General features: G+C 70.4%; 26 protein-coding genes and 2 pseudogenes. 7 read left to right on the forward strand and 21 right to left on the reverse strand.

Annotated elements, in window-relative coordinates:
* Positions 1-70 precede the first annotated feature (70 nt).
* Genes ACZ4V6_RS12465 through ACZ4V6_RS12475 form a run of 3 tightly spaced genes read left to right on the forward strand, consistent with a single transcriptional unit; the run spans position 71 to position 2,213 of the window.
* On the forward strand, positions 71-853 hold the full coding sequence (locus tag ACZ4V6_RS12465; RefSeq protein ID WP_467825773.1) for an ATP-binding cassette domain-containing protein: 783 nt from the start codon (positions 71-73) through the stop codon (positions 851-853).
* 24 nt (positions 854-877) lie between these two features.
* Positions 878-1,627 carry an ABC transporter permease gene (locus ACZ4V6_RS12470; protein ID WP_467825776.1) on the forward strand — a complete coding sequence of 250 codons (750 nt, stop codon included), beginning with the start codon at positions 878-880 and terminating at the stop codon, positions 1,625-1,627.
* 13 nt (positions 1,628-1,640) lie between these two features.
* Entirely contained in the window at positions 1,641-2,213 is a 573-nt protein-coding gene (locus ACZ4V6_RS12475; RefSeq protein ID WP_467825779.1) for a cob(I)yrinic acid a,c-diamide adenosyltransferase, read from the forward strand.
* Here ACZ4V6_RS12475 and ACZ4V6_RS12480 read toward each other — a convergent pair.
* Both ACZ4V6_RS12480 and ACZ4V6_RS12485 read right to left on the reverse strand, forming a co-directional pair.
* Positions 2,210-2,398, reverse strand: a complete 189-nt coding sequence (locus ACZ4V6_RS12480) for a DUF5708 family protein (protein ID WP_467825782.1) — start codon at positions 2,396-2,398, stop codon at positions 2,210-2,212. The genes ACZ4V6_RS12475 and ACZ4V6_RS12480 overlap by 4 nt on opposite strands.
* Positions 2,395-2,979, reverse strand: coding sequence for a hypothetical protein (locus tag ACZ4V6_RS12485; RefSeq protein ID WP_467825783.1), 585 nt, complete (start codon positions 2,977-2,979; stop codon positions 2,395-2,397). Before ACZ4V6_RS12485 ends, ACZ4V6_RS12480 begins: the two co-directional genes overlap by 4 nt.
* Before the next feature lie 152 nt (positions 2,980-3,131).
* On the opposite strand from ACZ4V6_RS12485, the gene ACZ4V6_RS12490 reads away from it, so the two are divergent.
* The 3 genes from ACZ4V6_RS12490 (at position 3,132) to ACZ4V6_RS12500 (ending at position 6,916) form a co-directional block, all read left to right on the forward strand.
* Entirely contained in the window at positions 3,132-4,325 is a 1,194-nt protein-coding gene (locus tag ACZ4V6_RS12490) for a sensor histidine kinase (protein WP_467825785.1), read from the forward strand.
* On the forward strand, positions 4,322-4,963 hold the full coding sequence (locus tag ACZ4V6_RS12495; protein ID WP_467825787.1) for a response regulator: 642 nt from the start codon (positions 4,322-4,324) through the stop codon (positions 4,961-4,963). The genes ACZ4V6_RS12490 and ACZ4V6_RS12495 overlap by 4 nt, the downstream gene beginning before the upstream one ends.
* A 123-nt stretch (positions 4,964-5,086) precedes the next feature.
* Positions 5,087-6,916, forward strand: coding sequence for a glycosyl hydrolase family 18 protein (locus tag ACZ4V6_RS12500; protein ID WP_467825790.1), 1,830 nt, complete (start codon positions 5,087-5,089; stop codon positions 6,914-6,916).
* A gap of 13 nt (positions 6,917-6,929) precedes the next feature.
* Here ACZ4V6_RS12500 and ACZ4V6_RS12505 read toward each other — a convergent pair.
* A pseudogene (locus ACZ4V6_RS12505) lies at positions 6,930-7,004 on the reverse strand (DUF2550 domain-containing protein); the annotation flags it as partial.
* Between the two features lies 1 nt (position 7,005).
* On the opposite strand from ACZ4V6_RS12505, the pseudogene ACZ4V6_RS12510 reads away from it, so the two are divergent.
* A pseudogene (locus ACZ4V6_RS12510) lies at positions 7,006-7,326 on the forward strand (glycosyl hydrolase family 18 protein); the annotation flags it as partial.
* On the opposite strand, the gene ACZ4V6_RS12515 reads toward ACZ4V6_RS12510, so the two are convergent.
* From ACZ4V6_RS12515 to ACZ4V6_RS12600, 18 genes are all read right to left on the reverse strand, one after another.
* Positions 7,313-7,762 carry a DUF2550 domain-containing protein gene (locus ACZ4V6_RS12515; protein ID WP_467825792.1) on the reverse strand — a complete coding sequence of 150 codons (450 nt, stop codon included), beginning with the start codon at positions 7,760-7,762 and terminating at the stop codon, positions 7,313-7,315. The pseudogene ACZ4V6_RS12510 and the gene ACZ4V6_RS12515 sit on opposite strands and share 14 nt — an antisense overlap.
* 129 nt (positions 7,763-7,891) lie before the next feature.
* The gene (locus ACZ4V6_RS12520; RefSeq protein WP_019326852.1) at positions 7,892-8,266 is read right to left on the reverse strand and encodes a F0F1 ATP synthase subunit epsilon; all 375 of its coding nucleotides are present in this window, start codon (positions 8,264-8,266) and stop codon (positions 7,892-7,894) included.
* Between the two features lie 130 nt (positions 8,267-8,396).
* Complete coding sequence (gene atpD / locus ACZ4V6_RS12525) at positions 8,397-9,845, reverse strand: F0F1 ATP synthase subunit beta (RefSeq protein ID WP_077796636.1); 1,449 nt, start codon at positions 9,843-9,845, stop codon at positions 8,397-8,399.
* Complete coding sequence (locus tag ACZ4V6_RS12530) at positions 9,845-10,762, reverse strand: F0F1 ATP synthase subunit gamma (protein ID WP_467825795.1); 918 nt, start codon at positions 10,760-10,762, stop codon at positions 9,845-9,847. The genes atpD and ACZ4V6_RS12530 overlap by 1 nt, the downstream gene beginning before the upstream one ends.
* A 21-nt stretch (positions 10,763-10,783) precedes the next feature.
* Positions 10,784-12,373, reverse strand: coding sequence for a F0F1 ATP synthase subunit alpha (atpA, locus tag ACZ4V6_RS12535; protein WP_467825798.1), 1,590 nt, complete (start codon positions 12,371-12,373; stop codon positions 10,784-10,786).
* A gap of 155 nt (positions 12,374-12,528) precedes the next feature.
* Positions 12,529-13,344: a F0F1 ATP synthase subunit delta gene (locus ACZ4V6_RS12540; protein WP_467825800.1), complete on the reverse strand. Its 816-nt coding sequence runs from the start codon at positions 13,342-13,344 to the stop codon at positions 12,529-12,531.
* A complete protein-coding gene (locus tag ACZ4V6_RS12545; RefSeq protein ID WP_467825803.1) occupies positions 13,341-13,895 on the reverse strand; it encodes a F0F1 ATP synthase subunit B in 555 nt (184 codons plus the stop codon). Before ACZ4V6_RS12545 ends, ACZ4V6_RS12540 begins: the two co-directional genes overlap by 4 nt.
* A 41-nt stretch (positions 13,896-13,936) precedes the next feature.
* Positions 13,937-14,167, reverse strand: coding sequence for an ATP synthase F0 subunit C (gene atpE / locus ACZ4V6_RS12550; RefSeq protein WP_024884520.1), 231 nt, complete (start codon positions 14,165-14,167; stop codon positions 13,937-13,939).
* A 74-nt stretch (positions 14,168-14,241) separates the two neighbouring features.
* Complete coding sequence (gene atpB / locus ACZ4V6_RS12555) at positions 14,242-15,063, reverse strand: F0F1 ATP synthase subunit A (protein WP_467825806.1); 822 nt, start codon at positions 15,061-15,063, stop codon at positions 14,242-14,244.
* 225 nt (positions 15,064-15,288) lie between these two features.
* Positions 15,289-15,723 (reverse strand): hypothetical protein, encoded by a 435-nt coding sequence (locus ACZ4V6_RS12560; protein ID WP_467825808.1) that lies wholly within the window; start codon positions 15,721-15,723, stop codon positions 15,289-15,291.
* A gap of 287 nt (positions 15,724-16,010) precedes the next feature.
* The gene (locus ACZ4V6_RS12565) at positions 16,011-17,306 is read right to left on the reverse strand and encodes an MraY family glycosyltransferase (RefSeq protein ID WP_467825810.1); all 1,296 of its coding nucleotides are present in this window, start codon (positions 17,304-17,306) and stop codon (positions 16,011-16,013) included.
* A gap of 130 nt (positions 17,307-17,436) precedes the next feature.
* Positions 17,437-18,690, reverse strand: a complete 1,254-nt coding sequence (locus ACZ4V6_RS12570; protein ID WP_467825813.1) for a serine hydroxymethyltransferase — start codon at positions 18,688-18,690, stop codon at positions 17,437-17,439.
* A gap of 126 nt (positions 18,691-18,816) precedes the next feature.
* Entirely contained in the window at positions 18,817-19,494 is a 678-nt protein-coding gene (locus ACZ4V6_RS12575; protein ID WP_467825815.1) for an arsenate reductase/protein-tyrosine-phosphatase family protein, read from the reverse strand.
* Complete coding sequence (locus ACZ4V6_RS12580) at positions 19,491-20,138, reverse strand: L-threonylcarbamoyladenylate synthase (RefSeq protein WP_467825817.1); 648 nt, start codon at positions 20,136-20,138, stop codon at positions 19,491-19,493. The genes ACZ4V6_RS12575 and ACZ4V6_RS12580 overlap by 4 nt, the downstream gene beginning before the upstream one ends.
* A gap of 50 nt (positions 20,139-20,188) precedes the next feature.
* The gene (gene prmC, locus ACZ4V6_RS12585; RefSeq protein WP_467825820.1) at positions 20,189-21,034 is read right to left on the reverse strand and encodes a peptide chain release factor N(5)-glutamine methyltransferase; all 846 of its coding nucleotides are present in this window, start codon (positions 21,032-21,034) and stop codon (positions 20,189-20,191) included.
* Positions 21,035-21,085: 51 nt separating this feature from the next.
* Entirely contained in the window at positions 21,086-22,162 is a 1,077-nt protein-coding gene (gene prfA / locus ACZ4V6_RS12590) for a peptide chain release factor 1 (protein WP_467825822.1), read from the reverse strand.
* A gap of 106 nt (positions 22,163-22,268) precedes the next feature.
* A complete protein-coding gene (gene rpmE / locus ACZ4V6_RS12595) occupies positions 22,269-22,493 on the reverse strand; it encodes a 50S ribosomal protein L31 (RefSeq protein ID WP_019326867.1) in 225 nt (74 codons plus the stop codon).
* A gap of 165 nt (positions 22,494-22,658) precedes the next feature.
* Positions 22,659-23,804 (reverse strand): LCP family protein, encoded by a 1,146-nt coding sequence (locus ACZ4V6_RS12600; protein ID WP_467825825.1) that lies wholly within the window; start codon positions 23,802-23,804, stop codon positions 22,659-22,661.
* Positions 23,805-23,841: the final 37 nt, after the last annotated feature.

A 23,841-nucleotide genomic window follows, 5' to 3' on the forward strand; every position in this document is an offset into this window, starting at 1 on the left:
CTAGCTTCGCTGGAGCCGCCCAAAACTTGGTGTCATTGCAAAAATTCAGTGACTCTGTTTTTCTGGGCGCATGGCAGTCATCAGTGCGGCCGGTCTGGCCCGTACCTTCACGACGAGACAGGGCCCGGTCGAGGCCGTGCGCGGCATCGACCTGACCGTCCGCGAGGGCGAGATCCTCGGTTTCCTGGGCCCCAACGGCGCCGGCAAGACCACGACCCTCCGGATGCTCACGACGCTGCTCGCCCCCACCGGCGGCGCCGCCACCGTCGCGGGCCACGACCTGGCGACCGACCCCGCCGGAGTGCGCCGGGCCTGCGGGTACGTGGCCCAGTCGGGCGGCGTGGATCCGCAGGTCACCGTGCGGGAGGAGCTGGTCACCCAGGGCCGCCTGTACCGCCTGCCGAGGGCGCGGGCGGCCGGGCGCGCCGAGGAACTGGCCCGGGACCTGGACCTGGACGGGCTGCTCGACCGCAAGTGCGGTGCGCTCTCCGGGGGCCAGCGACGGCGGCTGGACATCGCGATGGCGCTCACCCACCGCCCCGTGGTGCTCTTCCTGGACGAGCCGACGACCGGCCTGGACCCGGGCAGCCGGGCCGGCCTGTGGGACCTGGTGCGCCGGCTGCGCGACGAGCACGGCACCACCGTCTTCCTGACCACCCACTACCTCGACGAGGCCGACGCGCTCTCCGACCGCCTGGTCGTCGTCGACCGGGGCGTGGTGGCCGCCGAGGGCACCCCCGGCGCCCTGAAGCTGGAGCACGGCGGCTCGCTCGACGCCTCGCTCCAGGACACCTTCCTCGCCATCACCGGCCGCGGCGCCGCACCCGCGGACTCCGCGCCCGTAGCCGTATAGCCCCCGAGGAACCGAGGACCCCCGATGCTGCTCCACGACACCGGCCTCGTCTACGGCCGCTATCTGCGCCAGTCCCTGCGCTCCCGCTTCGCGCTGCTCTTCGGCGTCCTGATGCCGCTGTTGTACCTGCTCTTCTTCGGCCCGCTGCTGACCGGCCTGCCGCTCGGCGGGCAGGGCAGCTCCTGGCAGGTGCTGGTCCCCGGCCTGCTGCTGCAACTCGGCCTGTTCGGGGCCTCCTTCGCCGGGTTCTCGCTCATCATCGAGAACGGCCAGGGGGTGGTCGAACGCATGCGCGTCACGCCCGTCAGCCGGCTCGCGCTGCTCCTGGGGCGGGTCCTGCGGGACGCCACCGTCTTCGCCTTCCAGGCGGTGCTGCTGGTGCTGGCGGCCGTGGTCATGGGCCTGCGCGCGCCGCTGCCCGGCGTGCTGATCGGCTTCGCGTTCGTCACGCTGCTCACGGTCTCGCTGGCGTCGCTGTCGTACGCGCTCGCGATGAAGGTCCGTACGCCCCAGGAGTTCGGGCCCACGGTCAACGCGCTGACGATGCCCTCGATGCTGCTGTCCGGCCTGATGCTCCCGATGACGCTGGGGCCGGTGTGGCTGGACGTGCTGTCGCACCTGATGCCGTTCCGCTATCTGGTCGACGCGGTGCGGGACGCCTACGTCGGCCACTACGCGACGGCGCACGTGCTGTACGGCTCCCTCGTCGCCGTGGCCCTCACCGCGATGGCCGTGACGGTGGGCACACGCGTCTTCCGGACCGCCGGGGCGTAACTACGCTGACCCCATGGTCAACCTGACGCGCATCTACACCCGGACCGGAGACCAGGGCACCACCGCCCTCGGCGACATGAGCCGGGTCCCCAAGACCGACCTCAGGATCTCCGCCTACGCCGACGCCAACGAGGCCAACGCGGTGATCGGCACGGCGATCGCCCTCGGCGGCCTGCACGAGGAGGTCGTGAAGGTCCTCGTCCGCGTCCAGAACGACCTGTTCGACGTGGGCGCGGACCTGTCGACGCCGGTGGTGGAGGACCCGGAGTACCCGCCGCTGCGGGTCGAGCAGTTCTACGTCGACAAGCTGGAGGCGGACTGCGACCGCTTCCTGGCCGAGGTGGAGAAGCTGCGCTCCTTCATCCTGCCCGGCGGCACCCCCGGCGCGGCCCTGCTGCACCAGGCGTGCACGGTGGTCCGGCGGGCCGAGCGCTCGACGTGGGCGGCGCTGGAGGTCCACGGCGAGACGATGAACCCGCTCACCGCGACCTACCTCAACCGCCTCTCCGACCTGCTCTTCATCCTGGCGCGCGTCGCCAACAAGGAGGTCGGCGACGTGCTGTGGGTGCCGGGCGGGGAACGCTAGGACGACCGGCGCGCGGACCCGTACACGCCCCGTGCGGTCTGCGCGCCGCCGACGCACATCAGCACGATCCCGACCTTGGCCGGGGTGACGACGGGGACCTCCACGTCACCGGTGAACAGCCACAGGGCCAGTCCGGCGAGCAGGGTGACGACACCCTCCAGCAGATGCCTCGACGCCCGGTTCACCGGTGCGCCTCCTGCTTCTGCCGTCCGGCCGTGGCCTCCGGCGTCCCGGCCGGGGCCTTCTTCGGCCGGACCAGATAGCCGAGCGCCACCAGGCCGTGGATGCCGGCCGCCCTGACCGCCGCCCACTGGAAGGCGTGCAGGGACGAGACGTCGCCCTCGTCGCCGACGTACCAGACCGCGCCCTGCAGGAGCGCGCACGCCACGGCCGCGCCCAGCAGGGTGCGCAGCCACAGCCGGCCCTCGTGGGCGGCCCGGGCCCTGCCGTGGCGCGGGGGCTTGACCGGTGGCGGGCCGCCGCCCAGGCGGTGGGCGGCGTGGCCGTCGAGCCAGCGGATCGTGTAGTGGCCGTACGCGACGGTGTAACCGATGTACAGCGCGGCCAGGCCGTGCTCCCAGCCCGGCTCGGCGCCGTTCTTCAGGTCGACCGCCGTCACGGCGAACAGCACCAGTTCCAGGAGCGGCTCGCACAGCAGCAGGACCACACTGGTGCGGCGCCACCTCAGCAGGTAGCGGGCGGCCAGCCCGAGCGCCAGCAGCACCCAGAAGCCGACCTCGCAGGCGATGATCAACGCGACGACCACGACGCACTCCCTTCGTTCGCCCTTCCAGGCTCCCGTGGGAATCCGCCGGGCTCGTCGTCGCCGGTGACGAATCCGCGGTACATCGAAAGATGCAGTACCGGACCGTTCCCGGGGACCAGGCGGGCCGGGCGCGGGCCGTGTTGGATGGTGGCATGGCCCCGCGACTGCCCCGCCCGCGCCGCTTCGACGTGTACGCCGCGTCGGCCGGCCTGCTCGGCGGACTGCTGCTGTGGGGCATCGGCCTGGGCGTGCGGCCGGCCGACGAGCCGATCGTGCTGTTCGACGGCCGCTGGCCGCTGCTGGTCCCGCTCGCCGTCACGGCGGGCTGCGAGCTGCTGCGCCGGGCCGCGCCGCGCACCGGCCTGCTGATCGGCACGGCCGCGCTGGCCGGGGACACCCTCACGCAGGGCAGCTTGGTCACGGTGATCATGTACACGGACCTGATGTACGCCGCCGTGCTCTACGGTCCGCCCGCCTCGGCCCGCCGCATCCCGTGGATCACCGGGCTGCTCACGGTGGCCGGCACGATCGTGCCGTTCGCGCTGTGGCGGGTGCCCGAGGCACTGCTGATCGGTGTCGCCGTCGGGATCGTGTCGTTCGCGCCCGCGTCCACCGGCCTGATCGTGCGCAGCCACCGCGAGGCCGCCGACGCGGCCCGGCTGCGCGCCGAGCAGACCGCGCTGCTGGCCGAGAGGGACCGCGTGCAGGCGGTGAACGCGGAACGGTCGCGGATGGCCCGCGAGTTGCACGACATGGTCGCCAACCACCTCTCCGCGATCGCCATCCACTCCACGGCCGCCCTGTCCCTGGACGATCCGGCGACCACCCGGCAGGCCCTGGGCGTGATCCGGGAGAACAGCGTCGAGGGGCTGGCCGAGATGCGGCGGCTGATCGGCATCCTGCGGGACACCGGCGGCGACACCGCGCCGGCCGCCGCGCCCACCCTCGACGGCCTCGCCGCCCTGGTCGACGGCGCCCGCGCCAACGGCCTCGACGTCACCCTGGAGGCGGCGCCCGGCGAGGGCGTTCCCGCGCCGGTCGAGCTGGCCGCGTACCGCATCGTGCAGGAGTCGCTGACCAACGCGCTGAAGCACGCGTCGCCGGGGCCGGTCGGGGTGTCCGTCACCCGCGACGGGGGCCTGCTGCGCGTCCGCGTCACCAGCCCGTACGGTGACCGGGACGCGCCGCGCGCCCCCGGCTCGGGCGCCGGTCTGGTCGGCATGCGGGAGCGGGCCGCGCTGCTGCACGGCACGTTCGAGGCCGGGCCCGGACCCGGACCGGCGGCCGGCGCGAAGGTCTGGACCGTCCACACCACCCTGCCCCTGACCGAAGGAGGTCCCGCATGATCCGCGTCCTCGTCGCCGAGGACCAGTCCGCCGTCCGCGCGGGACTGGTGCTCATCCTGGGCAGCGCCCCGGACATCGAGGTGGTCGGCGAGGCCGGGGACGGCGAGCGGGCGGTGGCGCTGGCCCGCGAGCTGCGCCCCGACCTGGTCCTGATGGACGTGCAGATGCCGCGTCTGGACGGGGTGTCGGCGACCCGGCAGGTGGTCGGCGAAGGGCTGGCCGACGTGCTCGTGCTGACCACCTTCGACCTCGACGAGTACGTCTTCGGGGCGCTCAGGGCGGGCGCCGCCGGGTTCCTGCTGAAGAACACGGAGGCGAAGGACCTGATCGACGCCGTGCGCACGGTGGCGGGCGGCGAGGGGATCGTCGCCCCGGCCGTCACCCGGCGCCTGCTCGCCGAGTTCGCGGCGCGGCCGGCCCGGGGGACCACCGCCGACCCGGCCGTCCTCGGGAGTCTGACCCGACGGGAACGCGAGGTCCTGTCCTGTCTCGGCGAGGGACTGTCCAACGCCGCGATCGCCACGCGCCTGGACATGGCCGAGGCCACGGTGAAGACGCACGTCAGCCGCCTGCTGGGGAAGCTGGAGCTGCGCAGCCGGGTGCAGGCGGCGGTCCTCGCCCAGGAGTTGGGTCTCTGACCGCTCTCGCGAGCAATGGTCCAGACCTATTGACCTCTGGTCCAGACCTTCCTATTCTCGCGGCACTGCGAGCGTGAGGCTCAGTCATGCTCACAACATCTTCCCCACATAAGGAGGCGCAGCATGCGCTTCAGACACCGAGCCGCGGCCCTGGCCGCGACCCTGGCTCTCCCCCTCGCCGGACTGGTCGGTCTCGCCAGTCCGGCCCAGGCGGCCACGAGTGCCACCGCCACCTTCACCAAGACGTCGGACTGGGGCACGGGCTTCGGCGGCAGCTGGACCGTGAAGAACACGGGCACGACGACCATCAACTCCTGGACCGTCGAGTGGGACTTCCCCTCGGGCACCAAGGTCACCTCGGCCTGGGACGCCACGGTCACCAACTCCGCCGACCACTGGACCGCCAAGAACGTCGGCTGGAACGGGACGCTCGCCCCCGGCGCCTCGGTCTCCTTCGGCTTCAACGGCAGCGGTCCCGGCTCCCCGTCCAACTGCAAGCTCAACGGCGGCAGCTGCGACGGCGGCCCGGAGGTCCCCGGCGACGCGGCCCCCTCCGCCCCCGGCACCCCGACCGCCTCGAACATCACCGACACCTCGGTGAAGCTGTCCTGGTCGGCCGCGACCGACGACAAGGGCGTCAAGAACTACGACGTCCTGCGCGACGGCGCCAAGGTCGCCACCGTGACCGGCACCACGTACACGGACACCGGCCTCACCAAGGGCACCGACTACTCGTACACCGTCCAGGCCCGCGACACCGCCGACCAGACCGGTCCGGTCAGCGGCTCCGTCAAGATCCGCACCACCGGCGGCGGCGACGGCGGCAACCCGGGCGGCGGCGACAAGGTCAAGCTCGGCTACTTCACCAACTGGGGCGTCTACGGGCGCAACTACCACGTGAAGAACCTGGTCACCTCCGGCACCGCCGAGAAGATCACGCACATCAACTACGCGTTCGGCAACGTCCAGGGCGGCAAGTGCACCATCGGTGACGCCTACGCCGACTACGACAAGGCGTACACCGCCGACCAGTCCGTCGACGGCGTCGCCGACACCTGGGACCAGCCGCTGCGCGGCAACTTCAACCAGCTGCGCAAGCTGAAGGCCAAGTACCCGCACATCAAGGTCATCTGGTCCTTCGGCGGCTGGACCTGGTCCGGCGGCTTCCCCGACGCCGTGAAGAACCCGGCCGCCTTCGCCAAGTCCTGCCACGACCTGGTCGAGGACCCGCGCTGGGCCGACGTCTTCGACGGCATCGACCTGGACTGGGAGTACCCGAACGCCTGTGGTCTGAGCTGTGACACGACCAGCACCAAGAACGCCTTCAGCTCCATGATGAAGGCCATGCGCGCCGAGTTCGGCAAGGACCTGGTCACCGCGGCCACCACCGCCGACGCCTCGGCCGGCGGCAAGATCGAGGCCGCCGACTACGGCCCGGCCGCGCAGTACATCGACTGGTACAACGTGATGACGTACGACTTCTTCGGCGCCTGGGAGAAGAACGGTCCGACCGCTCCCCACTCGCCGCTGACCTCGTACTCCGGCATTCCGCAGCAGGGCTTCAACTCCGCCGACGCGATCGCCAAGTTCAAGGCGGCGGGTGTCCCGGCCGGCAAGCTGCTGCTCGGCATCGGCTTCTACGGCCGCGGCTGGACCGGCGTCACGCAGGCCGCCCCGGGCGGCACCGCGACCGGCCCGGCGCAGGGCACGTACGAGGCGGGCATCGAGGACTACAAGGTCCTCAAGGCCAGCTGCCCGGCCACCGGCACCATCGCCGGCACCGCGTACGCCCACTGCGGCACCAACTGGTGGTCCTACGACACCCCGGCGACCATCAAGTCCAAGATGGGCTGGGCCAACCAGCAGGGTCTCGGCGGTGCCTTCTTCTGGGAGTTCAGCGGAGACACCTCGAACGGCGAGCTCGTGAGCGCCATCGACAGCGGTCTGAAGTAGACCGGAAGATCACCTAAGCGACGTTGACGCGCTGACCGGGCGGGGCTGCTTCCAGCCACGCGAGAAATCCGGTCAGCGCGTCTTCGCTCGTCACGCAGGCCGCCCCGGGCGGCACCGCGACCGGCCCGGCGCAGGGCACCTACGAGGCGGGCATCGAGGACTACAAGGTCCTCAAGGCCAGCTGCCCGGCCACCGGCACCATCGCCGGCACCGCGTACGCCCACTGCGGCACCAACTGGTGGTCCTACGACACCCCGGCGACCATCAAGTCCAAGATGGGCTGGGCCAACCAGCAGGGTCTCGGCGGTGCCTTCTTCTGGGAGTTCAGCGGAGACACCTCGAACGGCGAGCTCGTGAGCGCCATCGACAGCGGTCTGAAGCAGACCAGGAGATCACCTAAGCGACGTTGACGCGCTGACCGGGCGGGGCTGCTTCCAGCCACGCGAGAAATCCGGTCAGCGCGTCTTCGCTCATCGCCAGTTCGAGCCGGGTGCCCCGGTGCAGACAGGTCAGGACGACGGAGTCGGAGAGCAGCGCCAGCTCCTCCTCCCCGTCCGGGAGACGGCGGCCGGCCACCTCGATCGACGCGCGCTCCAGGATCCGGCGCGGGCGCGGGGAGTACGAGAAGACGCGGTACCACTCGACCCGGTCGCCGTTGTAGCGGGCCACGCCGTAGGCCCAGCCCTTGCCGCCGCTGTCGCCGCCCTCCTCGGGCGCGTCCCAGCGCAGGGAACAGTCGAAGGTGCCGCCGGAACGCTGGATCAGTCTGCGGCGCAGACCGAAGACGAACAGTCCGACCACCACCAGGGCGACGACAATTCCGCACACGGTCAGAGCGAGGACCATCGGCACCGACCTCCTCGTCTCCTAGGTAACGGAACGGAAAAATCACCCTGATCTGCCTCAGCCGCGGCCGGGTCCGGATCGCTCCGGTCCCAGCCGCGGCTGAGTGACGTCATAGCACAGCGCCGTGGGTCAGCGCCCCGCCGCCGCGCGCAGCCGGACGTCGGCGCGGCGCTCGGCGTGGGCGTCGCCCTCCGCCTTCGCGCGCTCCAGCTCGCGCTCCGCGCGCTGGACGTCGATCTCGTCCGACAGCTCGGCGATCTCGGCCAGCAGCGACAGCTTGTTGTCTGCGAACGAGATGAATCCGCCGTGCACCGCGGCGACGACCGTCCCACCGTCACTCGTACGGATGGTCACCGGGCCCGACTCCAGCACACCGAGCAGCGGCTGGTGACCGGGCATGACGCCGATGTCGCCGGACGTGGTGCGCGCGACGACCAGGGTGGCCTCGCCGGACCAGACCTCTCGGTCGGCCGCGACCAGCGCGACGTGCAGCTCAGCAGCCAAGGTGGCTCCTCGGGTCACCACCCGGCGGGGGAGCCGGGTGTTGGTTACAAGTCTAAGGGGCGTGCCGGAGGGGGCGGGACGTGCCCGCCCCCTCCGGTGTGAGCCGTGGGGCTCACGATGAGCGCGGGGCTCAGGAGACGCCGAGCTCCTTGGCGTTCTTCTTCAGGTCCTCGATGCCACCGCACATGAAGAACGCCTGCTCCGGGAAGTGGTCGTACTCGCCGTCGCAGATCGCGTTGAACGCGGCGATCGACTCGTCCAGCGGCACGTCCGAACCGTCCACGCCGGTGAACTGCTTGGCGACGTGGGTGTTCTGGGACAGGAAGCGCTCCACGCGACGGGCACGGTGGACGACGAGCTTGTCCTCCTCGCCGAGCTCGTCGATACCGAGGATCGCGATGATGTCCTGCAGGTCCTTGTACTTCTGCAGGATGTTCTTCACGCGCATCGCGGCCTGGTAGTGGTCCGCCGCGATGTACCGCGGGTCGAGGATGCGGGACGTCGAGTCCAGCGGGTCCACGGCCGGGTAGATGCCCTTCTCGGAGATCGGACGGGACAGAACCGTCGTCGCGTCGAGGTGGGCGAAGGTGGTGGCCGGGGCCGGGTCGGTCAGGTCGTCCGCGGGGACGTAGATCGCCTGCATCGAGGTGATCGAGTGACCACGGGTCGAGGTGATGCGCTCCTGGAGGAGACCCATCTCGTCGGCCAGGTTCGGCTGGTAGCCCACCGCGGAGGGCATGCGGCCGAGCAGGGTCGACACCTCGGAGCCGGCCTGGGTGAAGCGGAAGATGTTGTCGATGAAGAACAGCACGTCCTGCTTCTGCACATCGCGGAAGTACTCCGCCATGGTCAGGCCGGCGAGGGCCACGCGCAGACGGGTGCCCGGGGGCTCGTCCATCTGGCCGAAGACCAGCGCGGTCTTGTCGATGACGCCCGACTCGCTCATCTCGTCGATGAGGTCGTTGCCCTCACGGGTGCGCTCACCGACACCGGCGAACACGGAGACACCGTCGTGGTTGTTGGCGACGCGGTAGATCATCTCCTGGATGAGCACCGTCTTGCCGACGCCGGCGCCGCCGAACAGACCGATCTTGCCGCCCTTGACGTACGGGGTCAGCAGGTCGATGACCTTGACGCCGGTCTCGAACATCTCGGTCTTCGACTCGAGCTCGTCGAAGTTGGGCGCCTTGCGGTGGATCGGCCAGCGCTCACCGGTGTACTGCTCGTCGACGTTCAGCACCTCACCGAGGGTGTTGAACACCTTGCCCTTGGTGAAGTCGCCGACGGGGACGGAGATGGCCGTGCCCGTGTCGGTCACCGGGGCCTGGCGGACCAGGCCGTCGGTGGGCTGCATGGAGATGGTGCGGACCAGGCCGTCACCCAGGTGCTGGGCGACCTCCAGGGTCAGCGTCTTGAGCTCGCCCGCCTGCGCCGGGTCGGCGACCTCGACGTGGAGGGCGTTGTAGATGTCCGGCATCGCGTCGACGGGGAACTCCACGTCGACGACCGGGCCGATGACCCGCGCGACGCGGCCGGTGGCCACGCCCGACGCAGCGGTCGGCTCAACAGTGGTGGTCATTAGTTGTCACTCCCCGCGGTCGCGTCGGCCAGTGCGCTCGCGCCACCGACGATCTCGCTGATTTCCTGGGTGATTTCGGCCTGGCGGGCCGCGTTGGCAAGACGGGAGAGCGTGTTGATCAGCTCGCCCGCGTTGTCGGTGGCCGACTTCATCGCGCGCCGCGTGGCGGCGTGCTTGGAAGCGGCCGACTGGAGCAGCGCGTTGTAGATGCGGCTCTCGACGTAGCGCGGCAGCAGGGCGTCGAGGACGTCCTCCGCCGACGGCTCGAAGTCGTACAGCGGGAGGATCTCGTCCTTCGCCGCCGACTCCTGCGCGACCTCTTCGAGGCGCAGCGGCAGCAGCCGGGAGCCGACCGCCGTCTGCGTCATCATCGAGACGAACTCGGTGTAGACGATGTGGAGCTCGTCCACGCCGCCCTCGGCCGTCTCCTTCTCGATGGCCTCGATCAGCGGCGCCGCGACCTTCTTGGCGTCCGCGTACGTCGGCTCGTCGGTGAAGCCCGTGAACGACTCCGCGACCTTGCGCTCACGGAAGTTGTAGTGGGCCAGACCGCGCCGGCCGACGATGTACGTCTCGACCTGCTTGCCCTCGCGCTCGAGGCGCTCGGTCAGCTGCTCCGCCGCCTTGATGGCGTTGGAGTTGAAGGCGCCGGCCAGGCCGCGGTCGCTCGTGAGGAGCAGGACCGCGGCACGGGTCGGGTTGTCCGCCTCGGTGGTCAGCGGGTGCTTCGTGTTCGAACCGGTGCCGACCGCCGTGACCGCGCGGGTCAGTTCCTGCGCGTACGGCGTGGAGGCCGCCACCTTGCGCTGCGCCTTGACGACGCGCGAGGCGGCGATCATCTCCATCGCCTTGGTGATCTTCTTGGTCGCGGTGACGGATCGGATGCGACGCTTGTAGACCCGGAGCTGGGCTCCCATGAGTCAGGTCCCTTCCTTACGTCACTTGGCGGCGGACGGGGCGTCCTCGCCGAGCAGCTTGCCGTCCGAGGTCTCGAACTGCTTCTTGAACGCCGCGATCGCCTCGGCGACGGCCTGCAGGGTGTCGTCGGACATCTTGCCGCCCTCGCGGATGGAGGTCATGAGGCCCTGCTCCTGGCGGTGCAGGTACTCCAGCAGCTCCTTCTCGAAGCGGCGGATGTCGGCGACGGGCACCTCGTCCATCTTGCCGGTGGTGCCGGCCCAGACGGAGACGACCTGGTCCTCGGTGGACATCGGCTGGTACTGGTCCTGCTTCAGCAGCTCGACCATGCGCTGACCGCGCTCCAGCTGCGCCTTCGAGGCGGCGTCCAGGTCGGAACCGAAGGCGGCGAACGCCTCCAGCTCACGGAACTGGGCGAGGTCCACGCGCAGACGGCCGGAGACCTGCTTCATGGCCTTGTGCTGGGCGGAGCCACCGACGCGGGAGACCGAGATACCGACGTTCAGGGCCGGACGCTGGCCGGCGTTGAACAGGTCGGACTCCAGGAAGCACTGGCCGTCGGTGATGGAGATGACGTTGGTCGGGATGAACGCCGAGACGTCGTTGGCCTTGGTCTCGACGATCGGCAGACCCGTCATCGAACCGGCGCCCATGTCGTCGGAGAGCTTCGCGCAGCGCTCCAGCAGACGGGAGTGCAGGTAGAAGACGTCACCCGGGTAGGCCTCGCGGCCCGGCGGGCGGCGCAGCAGCAGCGACACGGCGCGGTAGGCGTCGGCCTGCTTCGACAGGTCGTCGAAGATGATCAGGACGTGCTTGCCCTCGTACATCCACTGCTGGCCGATGGCCGAGCCGGTGTACGGCGCCAGGTACTTGAAGCCGGCCGGGTCGGACGCCGGGGCGGCCACGATGGTCGTGTACTCCAGCGCGCCGTTCTCCTCCAGCGCGCGGCGGACCGACGCGATGGTGGAGCCCTTCTGGCCGATGGCGACGTAGATGCAGCGGACCTGCTTGTTCGGGTCGCCGGTGCGCCAGTTGTCGCGCTGGTTGATGATCGTGTCGACGGCCAGGGCGGTCTTGCCGGTCTGGCGGTCGCCGATGATCAGCTGACGCTGACCGCGGCCGATCGGGGTCATGGCGTCGACGGCCTTGTAGCCCGTCTCCATCGGCTCGTGCACCGACTTGCGCTGCATGACCGTGGGGGCCTGCAGCTCGAGGGCGCGGCGACCGGTGGTCTCGATCTCGCCGAGGCCGTCGATCGGGTTGCCGAGCGGGTCGACGACGCGGCCGAGGTAGCCCTCGCCGACGGCCACGGAGAGGACCTCACCGGTACGCGAGACCGGCTGACCCTCCTCGATGCCGCTGAACTCACCGAGGACGATGGCACCGATCTCGCGCTCCTCGAGGTTGAGGGCGAGGCCGAGGGTGCCGTCCTCGAACTTCAGCAGTTCGTTGGCCATGGCCGAGGGAAGACCCTCGACCTTCGCGATGCCGTCGCCGGCAAGGGTGACCGTACCGACCTCCTCGCGCGAGGCCGCGTCCGGCTTGTACGACTGGACGAAGTTCTCCAGTGCGTCCCGGATCTCCTCCGGCCGGATCGTGAGCTCCGCCATCTGAGTTCCCTGCTCTCCTTGTTGGGCCCGAAGTTTCACTTGGGGGGTATTCCACGAGTCGGGACTCCCCCCAGTAAGAGGTGAATCCTCTGCACGGCCCAACCAGGGCCGTCGTAAGTACGTACTGCTTGTTGTGCTGTTGTCGCGCGGAGACGTCAGCTCGCCAGGCGGCGGCCGGCTTCCTCCAGACGGTCCGCGATGGAGCCGTTGATGACCTCGTCACCGACCTGCACCCGGATCCCGCCGAGGACCTCGGGGTCCACGTCGAGGTTGAGGTGCATCGGACGGCCGTAGATCTTCGCGAGGGCGGCGCCGAGGCGCTGCTTCTGCGTGTCGCTCAGCGGCACCGCCGAGGTGACGACGGCGACCATCCGGTCCCGCCGGTCGGCGGCGAGCTTGGACAGGGACTCGAGTCCCGACTCCAGGCTACGTCCCCGCGGCGCGGTGACAAGGCGCGTCACCAGACGCTCGGTGGCCCGCTCCGCCCGGCCGCCGAGCAGGCTGCGCAGCAGCTCGCCCTTGGCCGAGGTGGTGGCCGACCGGTTGGTCAGCGCGGCGCGCAGCTCGGTGTTCGAGGCGACGATCCGGCCGAACCGGAACAGCTCGTCCTCGACGTTGTCGAGCCGGCCGCGCTTCTGCGCGGCGGTGAGGTCGGCGGTGTTCGCCAGCTCCTCCAGCGCGTCCACCAGGTCGCGGGACTGCGACCAGCGGGAGCGCACCATGCCGGCCACCAGGTCGACGGCGGGGCCGCTGATCTGGGTGCCCAGGAGGCGCTGGGCCAGTTCGGCCTTGGCCTCGCCGGCCTGCGCCGGGTCGGTCAGGACCCGACGCAGCGACACCTCGCGGTGGAGCAGCGCGGTGACGGAGGCCAGCTCGTCGGCGAGCGAGCCGGCGTCCACGGACGTGGAGTCCGTCAGCGCGTCGAGACGCTCACGTGCGGCGGCGAGGGCCTCGCGGCTCGCTCCGTTCATCGCGTGGCCTCGGCCTTCGTCGCCTTGTCGTCCAGCTCGTCGAGGAAGCGGTCGATCACACGGCTCTGCCGGGCGTGGTCCTCGAGGGACTCGCCGACGAGCTTGCCGGCCAGCTCGGTGGCCAGCTTGCCGACGTCCTGGCGCAGCGCGGACGCGGCGGCCTTGCGGTCGGCCTGGATCTGGGCGTGACCGGCGGCGATGATCTCCTCACGCTGCCGCTGGCCTTCCGCGCGCATCTCGGCGATGAGCGTGGCGCCCTGCTCCTGCGCCTCCTGGCGCAGGCGCGCGGCCTCGTGCCGGGCCTCGGCGAGCTGGGCCTTGTACTGCTCAAGGACGCTCTGGGCCTCGGTCTGCGCGGCCTCGGCCTTCTCGATACCGCCCTCGATGGCCTCGCGACGCTCTTCCAGAACCTTGTTGATGTTCGGGAGGAGCTTCCAGGCGAGGAAGCCGAAGACGATGACGAAGGCGATCAGGCCGATGACGAGCTCGGGGATCGGCGGGACGAGGGGATTCTCCATCTCCTCGGCCGCGATCTGGAGCATCGGGCTCATGGGTTTGCCTTTCGTCTAGTCGGCGGGAAGTCGATCCGCGATTACTTGCCGTAGACGAACGGCATGACCAGACCGATCAGGGCGAGCGCCTCACAGAAGGCGAAGCCCAGAATCTGGTTGGCGCGGATCAGGCCGGCCGCCTCGGGCTGACGAGCCAGGGCCTGGGTGCCGTTACCGAAGATGATGCCGACGCCGACGCCGGGGCCGATGGCAGCGAGGCCGTAACCGATGGAGCCGAGCGAGCCGGAAACAGCGGCAAGGGTCTGGGACATGCCAGTTCTTCCTTTTCTTTACGGACCGGTGGGGGTTGGCCACCGGACGATCAGGGGGTGTGATGCGGGGGCACTCAGTGGTGTTCGGCGAGCGCGCCCTGGATGTACGTGCACGTGAGGAGCACGAAGACGTACGCCTGAAGTGCCTGGATGAAAAGTTCGAAGGCCGTCATGACGATCGTCATGATGAAGCTGACGCCCGCGTAGGCGATGCCGACGCCGTTCAGCAGGTACCAGCTGGCGATCGTGAAGAGCAGCAGCAGGGTGTGGCCCGCGAACATGTTCGCGAAGAGACGCACGGCGTGCGTGAAGGGCCGCACCAGCAGGTTCGAGAAGAACTCGATGAGCATGGCCAGCGGCAGCACCGGGCCGAGGGACTTGTCGTAGCCCGTGACGTTCTTGAAGAAGCCGACGAAGCCGTGCCGCTTGAACGTCAGCGAGACCCACAGGATGTAGACGATGGCCGCCATGACCGCCGGGTAGGCGATGATCGACGTCACCGGGAACTGGGCGACCGGAATAATCGACCAGAGGTTCATCATCCAGATGAAGAAGAAGAGCGAGACGACCAGAGGGACGTACTTCTCTCCTTCCTTCTTGCCGATGGTCTCGTAGACGACACCTCGCCGGATGAAGTCGTATCCGGTCTCGGCGACCATCTGCAGCTTGCCCGGAACGACCTTCGGCTTACGGAAGGCGGCCCAGAAGAAGCCGACGATGACGATCGAGCCGAGCAGGGCCAGCAGCATCGGCTTGTTGAAGTACAGGTTGCTGTCCGCGTCGCCCCAGAGGGGCTCGAACAGGAACGAGTGCAGGCCGGGAGCCGGGAAGCCACAGCCGTCGAAGATGTGGCAGTCGGTCTCGAAGGCGAGCACCTGCGTCGGGTCAGCACTCACCGCGGGCTCCTTCAGCGTGGCGCATGGATACGGCAACCTCGTTGTGTCGGCGCGGCGCGGGGCCGCTGTTCGGCACGGGACTGGTGTTACGGATGTGGGGGCGGCTGTGGGGCATCTCGCCTCGCGATGGAACAGGCGTCAGCTGGGATGCCCGCGCCCGCGATGCCGCAGTTGGCACCGGACGATAGCAGGACTTCACATGCCTCTTTATCCCGGCCCTACCCCTCACGACGAGTGACCCGTCTTTTCGGGCTTTCTGCCCGTCGACTCGGGCTCGACGTACAGAATCTTGGACTTCATGTGGGCCCGCGTCTGCGCCGCGATCCATGCCAGCGTGACGGCGACCAGAGTGATCGCGAAGGACCGGGGGTTGAACAGCGTCGTGTTCTTGAAGACGGCGAGGAAGACGAACAGCAGCAGGATCTGTGCCGCGTAGAGCATCAGGCCCATCGCCTGGAAAAGGTGCGGAAGCGATTTGGCGGTGCGCTGCAGGACGTAGAGACCGATGCCCATGAAGAGCATCGCCACCACGGTCGCGACGACGGCTCCGACCGCTCCCTTGCCGCCGGCGACCACAGCGCTGACGGCGGCGGCTACAGCGCCGACGGCAGCCGTGGGCACGGCAGCCTGAAGCAAGATCCGGGCGTCATTGGACGGCATGGCGGCAACTCCGCTTTTCACAGGGGGCAGTGTGTCGTCATGGACGAGCGTAGCCCCGGGCCGAACGGAGTCCTGACGGCCAAGAGACCGTCGCACTACGGTCCTTAGGCTCTACCCGGGGGTTCTCGTGAACCGTATCACAAACTATTTGATGAGGTCTTTACCTGGGGGTGTGCTGGCTGTCACACATGAGAGTGACGGTGCGCGTGTGTGCAATTACCGCACCGCTTTGTCTGATATTGGGGAGCTTTACTCCCCCACGAGTTGGCAATGCTCTAGTCAGATTCTTACCTTGCGCCCGAGCGGGGACCGACGGCGGTGGCGCCGTTGGCACCCGAGACGCCGACGGAGACCGGGACACGGCCCTCCCCGTCCCCCGCCTCCTCCGCGGCGGCCGGCGCACCCGCGGCCACCCTGCGGCGCCGGTAGCGCGGCGGCACGAAGCGCTCGGCCCAGCGCGGGGCGCGGGGGGTGAAGCGCGGCAGCAGGAGCAGCACCAGGCCGACCGCACTGAGGAAGACGACGCCCAGCACGATCCACATCGACGCCGCGTTGACGGAGTAGGCGAGCGCGCCGAAGGCGATCAGCGCCGACCAGAAGTACATGATCAGCACCGCGCGGCTGTGGGAGTGCCCGATCTCCAGCAGGCGGTGGTGCAGGTGCCCGCGGTCCGCGGCGAACGGCGACTGGCCGCGCCAGGTGCGCCGGACGATCGCCAGGATCAGGTCGGCGGCCGGGATGGCGATGATGGTCAGCGGCATCAGCAGCGGGATGTAGACCGGCATCATCTGGTGCACGGTGTTGCGCTCGGAGCCGGAGAAGAGCCGCATGGCGTCCGGGTCGACCTGGCCGGTCACCGAGATGGCGCCGGCGGCCAGCACCAGGCCGATCAGCATCGAGCCGGAGTCGCCCATGAAGATGCGGGCGGGGTGCATGTTGTGCGGCAGGAAGCCCAGGCACATGCCCATGAGGATCACCGCGAAGAGCGTGGCGGGGGCCGCCGCCTCGATGTTGTAGCCGAACCAGATGCGGTAGGCGTACAGGAAGAACGCGCACGCGGCGATGCACACCATGCCCGCCGCCAGGCCGTCCAGGCCGTCCACGAAGTTCACGGCGTTGATGGTGATGACCACCAGCGCGACGGTGAGCAGGGTGCCCTGCCCCTGGGTCAGCGCCACGTTGCCCACGCCCGGCACCGGGATCCACAGGATGGTCAGACCCTGCACCACCATCACGCCGGCGGCGATCATCTGGCCGCCCAGCTTGATCAGGGCGTCGATCTCGAACTTGTCGTCCAGGACGCCGATCAGCCAGATCAGGGCGGCGCCGGAGAGCAGGGCCCGCGGTTCGTTGGACTTCTCGAAGACCTCACCGAGGTTGGTGAGGTGGTCCGCGACCAGCAGGCCGGCGCACAGTCCGAAGAACATGGCGATCCCGCCGAGCCGCGGAGTGGGTTCCCGGTGCACGTCACGCGCCCGGATCTCCGGCATCGCCCCCGCCACGATCGCGAACTTCCGTACCGGCCCCGTCAGCAGATACGTCACCGCGGCCGTGACGCAGAGCGTCAGCAGGTATTCACGCACGGGCTTCCCCACAGGTCTCGCTGGCCATTCCCAGCCCCACACCCTAGCGACGCACGCATACGTGTGAGGACTTCCGGGTAGCGACGATGGTTGCACGGACGGCTGTGCACAGGTGTGCGCCTACCCCGCCTCACTCCGGATACGGCGGGAACCGCGCGGCCAGGTCCCGTACGACGTCCCGTGCCGCGGTGGGGTCCGTGGCACCCCGCAGCACCCCCGCGAGCAGCGTGGCCACCGTCCCCATCTCCCGCTCCCCCATGCCCTGCGTCGTCAGCGCCGCGGTGCCCAGGCGCAGACCCCGGGCGTCCGCGTGCGGCAGCGCGCAGCAGTCCAGCACGATCCCGGCCGCCGCCAGCCGTCCCCGCGCCGTCCTGCCGTCGACGCCGAGCGGGGCGGGGTCGGCGGTGATCAGGTGGGTGTCGGTGCCGCCGGTGGTGACGACGAGGCCCTCGGCGGCCAGGCGGGCGGCGAGGACGCGGGCGTTGGCGACCACCCGACGGGCGTACGCGGCGAAGGCCGGCGTCCGCGCCTCGCCGAACGCGACGGCCTTCGCGGCGATGGTGTGCATCTGGGCGCCGCCCTGCGTGAACGGGAAGACGGCCCGGTCGACCCGCTCGGCCAGTTCGCTCCCGCACAGGATCATGCCGCCGCGCGGTCCGCGCAGCACCTTGTGCGTGGTGGCGCAGACGATGTCGGCGTACGGCACCGGACTGGGCGCCGCTCCCCCGGCCACCAGGCCGATCGGGTGCGCGGCGTCCGCGATCAGGTAGGCGCCGACCTCGTCGGCGACGTCGCGGAAGAAGGCGTGGTCCAGGTGGCGGGGGTAGGCGATGGACCCGCAGACGATCGCCTTGGGCCGGTGCGTGCGGGCCAGGGTGCGCACCTGGTCGTGGTCGACGAGCCCGGTCTCCGCGTCGACGCCGTAGCCGACGAAGTCGAACCAGCGGCCGGAGAAGTTGGCGGGCGAGCCGTGGGTGAGGTGGCCGCCGTGCGGCAGGCCGAGCGCGAGGACCGTGTCGCCGGGGCGCAGCAGCGCGGCGTAGGCGGCGAGCACGGCGGAGGAGCCGGAGTGGGGCTGCACGTTGGCGTGCTCGGCGCCGAACAGCTCCCGGGCCCGCTCGACGGCGAGCCGCTCGGCCACGTCGACGATCTCGCAGCCACCGTGGTGCCGGGCGCCCGGGTAGCCCTCGGCGTACTTGTTGGCGAGCGGGGAGCCGAGGGCGGCCAGCACGGCGGGGGACATGAAGTTCTCGGCGGCGATCAGCTGGAGCGTCGTCGACTGCCGACGGCGTTCGGCGAGCAGGATCTCGGCCAGTTCGGGGTCCTGCCGCAGCAGGACGCCGAGCGTGCTGTCATCGGCCTCGAGGGCGTGGGTGACCGACATGGTGCGCTCCGGGCGTGCGTCGACGGTGACGTACGACCAATGTAGGCCCGGAAAGTCCGAAGCGCCCGAGTTTCCGCGATACGGCGCCCGGCCGTGGGTGGCCGCCCCCGCCGCGTGAGCCGTCGCTCACGTCCGCGCGGCGACCCCGGTCAGCGCCGTGACCACCGGGTCCAGCGCCTGGTGTATCTCGTCCCCGATCGACCGGAAGAACGGCAGCGGCGCCCCGTACGGGTCGTACACCTCGTCCGCCTCCGCCGTCGGCGCCAGGAGCCACCCGCGCAGAGCGGCCGCCGCGCGCACCAGCGCACGCGCGCGCGCGACCACGCCCTCGTCCAGGGACGGCAGGGTCGCGGGGTCGATGGCGTTCACCAGACGGGTGAACTCCTTGAGCGTGAAGGTGCGCAGCCCCGCCGAGTGCCCCATGGAGATGACCTGCGCCCGGTGGTCCCGCGTCGCGGTCAGCACCAGGTCGGCGCGGATCACGTGCTCGTCGAGCAGCTCGCGCCCGGTGAAGCCGGCCGCGTCCGCCCCGAACTCCGCCAGGACCGTCTCCGCGTTCGCCTCCATGGGCGCGCCCTCGTGGCCCCAGGTGCCCGCGCTCTCCACGATGAGGCCGCCGCCCAGGACGCCCAGCCGCTCCGTCACGAAATGCCGGGTCAGCCGCTCGGTGATGGGCGAGCGGCAGACGTTGCCCGTGCTGACGTGGAGGATGCGGAAGCTGTCGCGGGGGAAGCCGAACGTCGTCGTCACCTCCGCGGCGCGTTCCCCGACGCCTATGCCACGCCCCGTCTCAGGGGCCGTCAATTCGCCACCTCGAGGTCGGGTACCACCTTGCGCAGCTCCTCCGCCGACAGCGCGCCCGCGCGCAGCAGCACGGGCACCTCGCGGGTGACGTCGACGATGGACGAGGGGACGTTGCCGGGGGTCGGACCGCCGTCGAGGTACACGGAGACGGAGTCCCCGAGCATCTCCTGCGCGGCGTCGCAGTCCTCCGGCGCCGGGTGGCCGGTCAGGTTGGCGGAGGAGACGGCCATGGGGCCGAACTCGGTGAGCAGCTCGATGGCGACGGGGTGCAGCGGCATCCGCACGGCGACCGTGCCGCGGGTCTCGCCGAGGTCCCACTGGAGCGACGGCTGGTGCTTGGCGACGAGGGTCAGCGCGCCCGGCCAGAAGGCGTCGACCAGCTCCCAGGCCTTCTCGGAGAAGTCGGTGACCAGGCCGTGCAGGGTGTTCGGGGACCCGATCAGGACGGGACTGGGCATGTTGCGGCCCCGGCCCTTGGCCTCCAGCAGGTCGCCGACGGCCTCCGCCGAGAACGCGTCGGCGCCGATGCCGTACACCGTGTCCGTGGGCAGCACCACGAGCTCGCCACGGCGGACGGCGGACGCGGCCTCACGCAGACCGGTCACACGGTCGGTCGCGTCGTTGGTGTCGTATCGCCGAGCCATTTAGCGGGCCTCCTCGTACACGTACTGCGGGGTCGGGGTCGTCGGGCTGTTCACGGCATCGCCCTGCGGGCGGTCGCGAAGCGGGGGCGGTTGTTGAGGTCGGGGTGGTCGGCCGCGTCGGCCCAGCCCCGCTCCTCGGTGAAGATCCACGGCACCTGGCCGCCCTGGGTGTCGGCGTGCTCGATGACGACGACCCCGCCGGGGCGCAGCAGGCGGTGCGCGGTGCGCTCCAGGCCGCGGATCAGGTCCAGGCCGTCCTCGCCGGAGAACAGGGCCATCTGGGGATCGTGGTCGCGGGCCTCGGGGGCGACGTACTCCCACTCGGTGAGCGGGATGTACGGCGGGTTGGAGACGACCAGGTCGACCTGACCGTCGAGGTCCGGGAAGGCGGTCAGGGCGTCGCCCTGGCGCAGGTCGACCCTGGACCCCTCCATGTTCTTGCGGGTCCACACCAGGGCGTCCTCGGACAGCTCCACGGCGTGCACGCGCGAGCGCGGCACCTCCTGGGCGAGCGCGAGCGCGATGGCGCCCGAGCCGGTGCACAGGTCGACGATGCACGGCTCGACGACGTCCATGGCGCGCACGGCGTCTATGGCCCAGCCGACGACGGACTCGGTCTCGGGGCGGGGCACGAAGACGCCGGGGCCGACCTGGAGCTCCAGGTAGCGGAAGTAGGCGCGGCCGGTGATGTGCTGGAGCGGCTCGCGCGCCTCGCGGCGGGCGACGACCTCCCAGTACCGGGCGTCGAAGTCGGCGTCCGGCACGGTGTGCAGCTCGCCCCGCTTGACGCCGTGCAGATACGCGGCGAGCTCCTCCGCGTCGGTGCGCGGCGAGGGCACGCCGGCGTCGGCCAGCCGCTGGGTGGCCTGGGCCACCTCCATGAGCAGCAGGTTCACGCTGGTCCTCCGGGGCTGAGCTGTGGTCCGGTGCGGGTGGGGCGGCGGTGCTTACGCGGCGGCCAGCTTGGCCGCCGAGTCCGCGTCGACGCAGGCCTGGATCACCGGGTCGAGGTCGCCGTCCAGGACCTGGTCCAGGTTGTACGCCTTGAAGCCGACGCGGTGGTCCGAGATGCGGTTCTCCGGGAAGTTGTACGTGCGGATCTTCTCGGAGCGGTCGACGGTGCGGACCTGGCTGCGCCGGGCGTCCGCGGCCTCCCTCTCCGCCTCCTCCTGCGCCGCCGCGAGCAGCCTGGAGCGCAGGATACGCATCGCCTGCTCCTTGTTCTGCAGCTGGCTCTTCTCGTTCTGGCAGGAGGCGACGACTCCGGTCGGGATGTGCGTGATGCGCACGGCGGAGTCGGTGGTGTTGACGGACTGGCCGCCGGGGCCGGAGGACCGGTAGACGTCGATGCGCAGGTCGTTGGGGTTGATCTCGACGTCGATCTCCTCGGCCTCGGGCGTGACCAGCACGCCGGCCGCGGAGGTGTGGATGCGGCCCTGGGACTCGGTGGCCGGCACCCGCTGCACGCGGTGCACGCCGCCCTCGTACTTCAGGCGCGCCCAGACGCCCTGGCCGGGCTCGGTGGCGCCCTGGCCGCCCTTGGTCTTCACGGCGACCTGGACGTCCTTGTAGCCGCCCAGCTCGGACTCGGTGGCGTCGATGATCTCGGTCTTCCAGCCGACCCGCTCGGCGTAGCGCAGGTACATGCGCAGCAGGTCGCCGGCGAACAGCGCCGACTCGTCGCCGCCCGCACCGGCCTTGATCTCCAGGATGACGTCCTTGTCGTCGCTGGGGTCGCGCGGGACGAGCAGCAGGCGCAGCTTCTCGGTGAGCTCCTCGCGCTGCTTGTCCAGTTCCTTGACCTCGGCGGCGAAGTCCGGGTCGTCGGCGGCCAGTTCGCGCGCGGTCTCGATGTCGTCGCCGGTCTGCCTCCAGGAGCGGTACGTGGCGACGATCGGGGTGAGCTCGGCGTAACGCTTGTTCAGCTTGCGCGCGTTGGCCTGGTCGGAGTGGACCGACGGGTCGGCGAGCTTCTTCTCCAGGTCGGCGTGCTCGGCGACGAGTTCCTCGACGGCCTCGAACATCTTGGGCTCCTGCTACTGCGGTGAAAGGGAAGACGGGCGACCAAAAACGCCGGTCCCGGCGCTCCCCCGGCTGGGGTCGCGGCCGTGGACCGGCGATTGGGGCTCGCTACTTCTTGGAGCCGGCGGCAGCCTTGCCGAAGCGGGCCTCGAAGCGGGCCACGCGGCCACCGGTGTCGAGGATCTTCTGCTTGCCCGTGTAGAACGGGTGGCACTCGGAGCAGACCTCGGCCCGGATGGTGCCGGACTCGATGGTGCTGCGGGTGGTGAACGACGCGCCACAGGTGCAGCTGACCTGCGTCTCGACGTACTCGGGGTGGATGTCGCGCTTCAAGGTGTCTCCTAGGTTCGGGAGGGCTCCGGGTCGCCGCCGCGGGATGCGGGAGCGTGAACCGGGGCCGACGTACCAGTCTGCCAGGACCGGCCGCATCTCCCAAAACCGGGGGGCGGGGGGATCTATTCCCGGGTGCCGTCGGGCGCCGTCGGGGCGCCGGGCGGCTCAGGACGCCGACACGACGTCCCCGGCCTCGCCGGTGGCGGTGTCCTCGGTCGCGCTCGCCGGGATCGGCCGGTCGCTCCTCAGCGCGTCCCACACCTGCCGGGCCTTGGCCTCCTCGACGAGGACGCGGTTGCCGTCGGCGGGGTCGTAGACCACCGGCATGGTGACCATGTGCATGCCGTCGGGGCCGATGCCCTTCAGGCCGCTCGCGAAGGACATCAGGGAGTTCACCGAGCCCAGGTCGGAGTCGGTGGTGACGGTCTTGGTGGCGGTGTCGGCGATGTCGTACAGCTTCTTGGGGTTGCCGAGCAGGCCGATGTCCTCGACCTGGTGGACCAGGGCCTTGACGAAGGCCTGCTGGAGCTGGATGCGGCCCAGGTCGGAGCCGTCGCCGACACCGTGCCGGGTGCGGACCAGGCCGAGGGACTGCTCGCCGTCGAGCCGGTGGGGGCCGGCCTTCAGGTCGAGGTGGCTGTCGGGGTCCTCGATGGCCGTGGTCGTGGTGACCTCGACGCCGCCGAGGTCGTCGATGAGCTGCTGGAAGCCGCTGAAGTCGACCTCGAGGTAGTGGTCCATGCGCAGCCCGCTGAGCGACTCCACGGTCTTCACGGCGCAGGCGGCGCCGCCGGTGGAGTAGGCGGAGTTGAACATCACGTCGGTCGCGGCGGGGTGCTCGTCGCCGTCGGTGCTGGTGCACTCGGGCCGGTCGACGAGGGTGTCGCGGGGGACGGAGACCACGCTGGCCTTCTTGTGGCCCTTGTGGACGTGCACGATCATCGCCGTGTCGGAGCGGGCGGTGCCGTCGTCGGAGCCGCCGCCGAGCTGCTCGTTGCCGCCGGAGCGGGTGTCCGAGCCGAGCACGAGGATGTTCTCGGAGCCGTCGTCGGCCTTCTCGGGCCGGTCGGCACCGAGGGCCTGGTCGATGTCGACGCTCGTGAGGTTGCCGTTGAGCTTGAAGTACAGGACCCCGGCGCCGGTGCCGCCCAGGACCACGATGCCCGCGGCGGTCCAGGCCATGGCGAGCAGCGCCCTGCGCCGTCTGTCACGGGGCTTGCGGCGGCGCCCCTTGCCCCGGTGGCGGGGTCCGTCGACGCGGGGCTCCCCGGGGCCGGGTATGGCGGGATCCGGCATGCTCTCGGCGGACATGTGCTCCTCGGTTCTCGTCCGGTCGGATTGCCCCCTG

It is taken from the genome of Streptomyces sp. NPDC029152 (assembly GCF_055564355.1).

Excerpts from the sequence above, each read along its gene's own strand:
- ACZ4V6_RS12465 (WP_467825773.1), top strand. The coding sequence starts at position 71 with ATGGCAGTCATCAGTGCGGCCGGTCTGGCCCGTACCTTCACGACGAGA.
- ACZ4V6_RS12470 (WP_467825776.1), top strand. The coding sequence starts at position 878 with ATGCTGCTCCACGACACCGGCCTCGTCTACGGCCGCTATCTGCGCCAG.
- ACZ4V6_RS12475 (WP_467825779.1), top strand. The coding sequence starts at position 1,641 with ATGGTCAACCTGACGCGCATCTACACCCGGACCGGAGACCAGGGCACC.
- ACZ4V6_RS12490 (WP_467825785.1), top strand. The coding sequence starts at position 3,132 with ATGGCCCCGCGACTGCCCCGCCCGCGCCGCTTCGACGTGTACGCCGCG.
- ACZ4V6_RS12495 (WP_467825787.1), top strand. The coding sequence starts at position 4,322 with ATGATCCGCGTCCTCGTCGCCGAGGACCAGTCCGCCGTCCGCGCGGGA.
- ACZ4V6_RS12500 (WP_467825790.1), top strand. The coding sequence starts at position 5,087 with ATGCGCTTCAGACACCGAGCCGCGGCCCTGGCCGCGACCCTGGCTCTC.
- ACZ4V6_RS12515 (WP_467825792.1), bottom strand. The coding sequence starts at position 7,762 with ATGGTCCTCGCTCTGACCGTGTGCGGAATTGTCGTCGCCCTGGTGGTG.
- atpD (WP_077796636.1), bottom strand. The coding sequence starts at position 9,845 with ATGACCACCACTGTTGAGCCGACCGCTGCGTCGGGCGTGGCCACCGGC.
- ACZ4V6_RS12530 (WP_467825795.1), bottom strand. The coding sequence starts at position 10,762 with ATGGGAGCCCAGCTCCGGGTCTACAAGCGTCGCATCCGATCCGTCACC.
- atpA (WP_467825798.1), bottom strand. The coding sequence starts at position 12,373 with ATGGCGGAGCTCACGATCCGGCCGGAGGAGATCCGGGACGCACTGGAG.
- ACZ4V6_RS12540 (WP_467825800.1), bottom strand. The coding sequence starts at position 13,344 with ATGAACGGAGCGAGCCGCGAGGCCCTCGCCGCCGCACGTGAGCGTCTC.
- ACZ4V6_RS12545 (WP_467825803.1), bottom strand. The coding sequence starts at position 13,895 with ATGAGCCCGATGCTCCAGATCGCGGCCGAGGAGATGGAGAATCCCCTC.
- atpE (WP_024884520.1), bottom strand. The coding sequence starts at position 14,167 with ATGTCCCAGACCCTTGCCGCTGTTTCCGGCTCGCTCGGCTCCATCGGT.
- ACZ4V6_RS12560 (WP_467825808.1), bottom strand. The coding sequence starts at position 15,723 with ATGCCGTCCAATGACGCCCGGATCTTGCTTCAGGCTGCCGTGCCCACG.
- ACZ4V6_RS12570 (WP_467825813.1), bottom strand. The coding sequence starts at position 18,690 with ATGTCGGTCACCCACGCCCTCGAGGCCGATGACAGCACGCTCGGCGTC.
- ACZ4V6_RS12580 (WP_467825817.1), bottom strand. The coding sequence starts at position 20,138 with ATGGCTCGGCGATACGACACCAACGACGCGACCGACCGTGTGACCGGT.
- prfA (WP_467825822.1), bottom strand. The coding sequence starts at position 22,162 with ATGTTCGAGGCCGTCGAGGAACTCGTCGCCGAGCACGCCGACCTGGAG.
- ACZ4V6_RS12600 (WP_467825825.1), bottom strand. The coding sequence starts at position 23,804 with ATGTCCGCCGAGAGCATGCCGGATCCCGCCATACCCGGCCCCGGGGAG.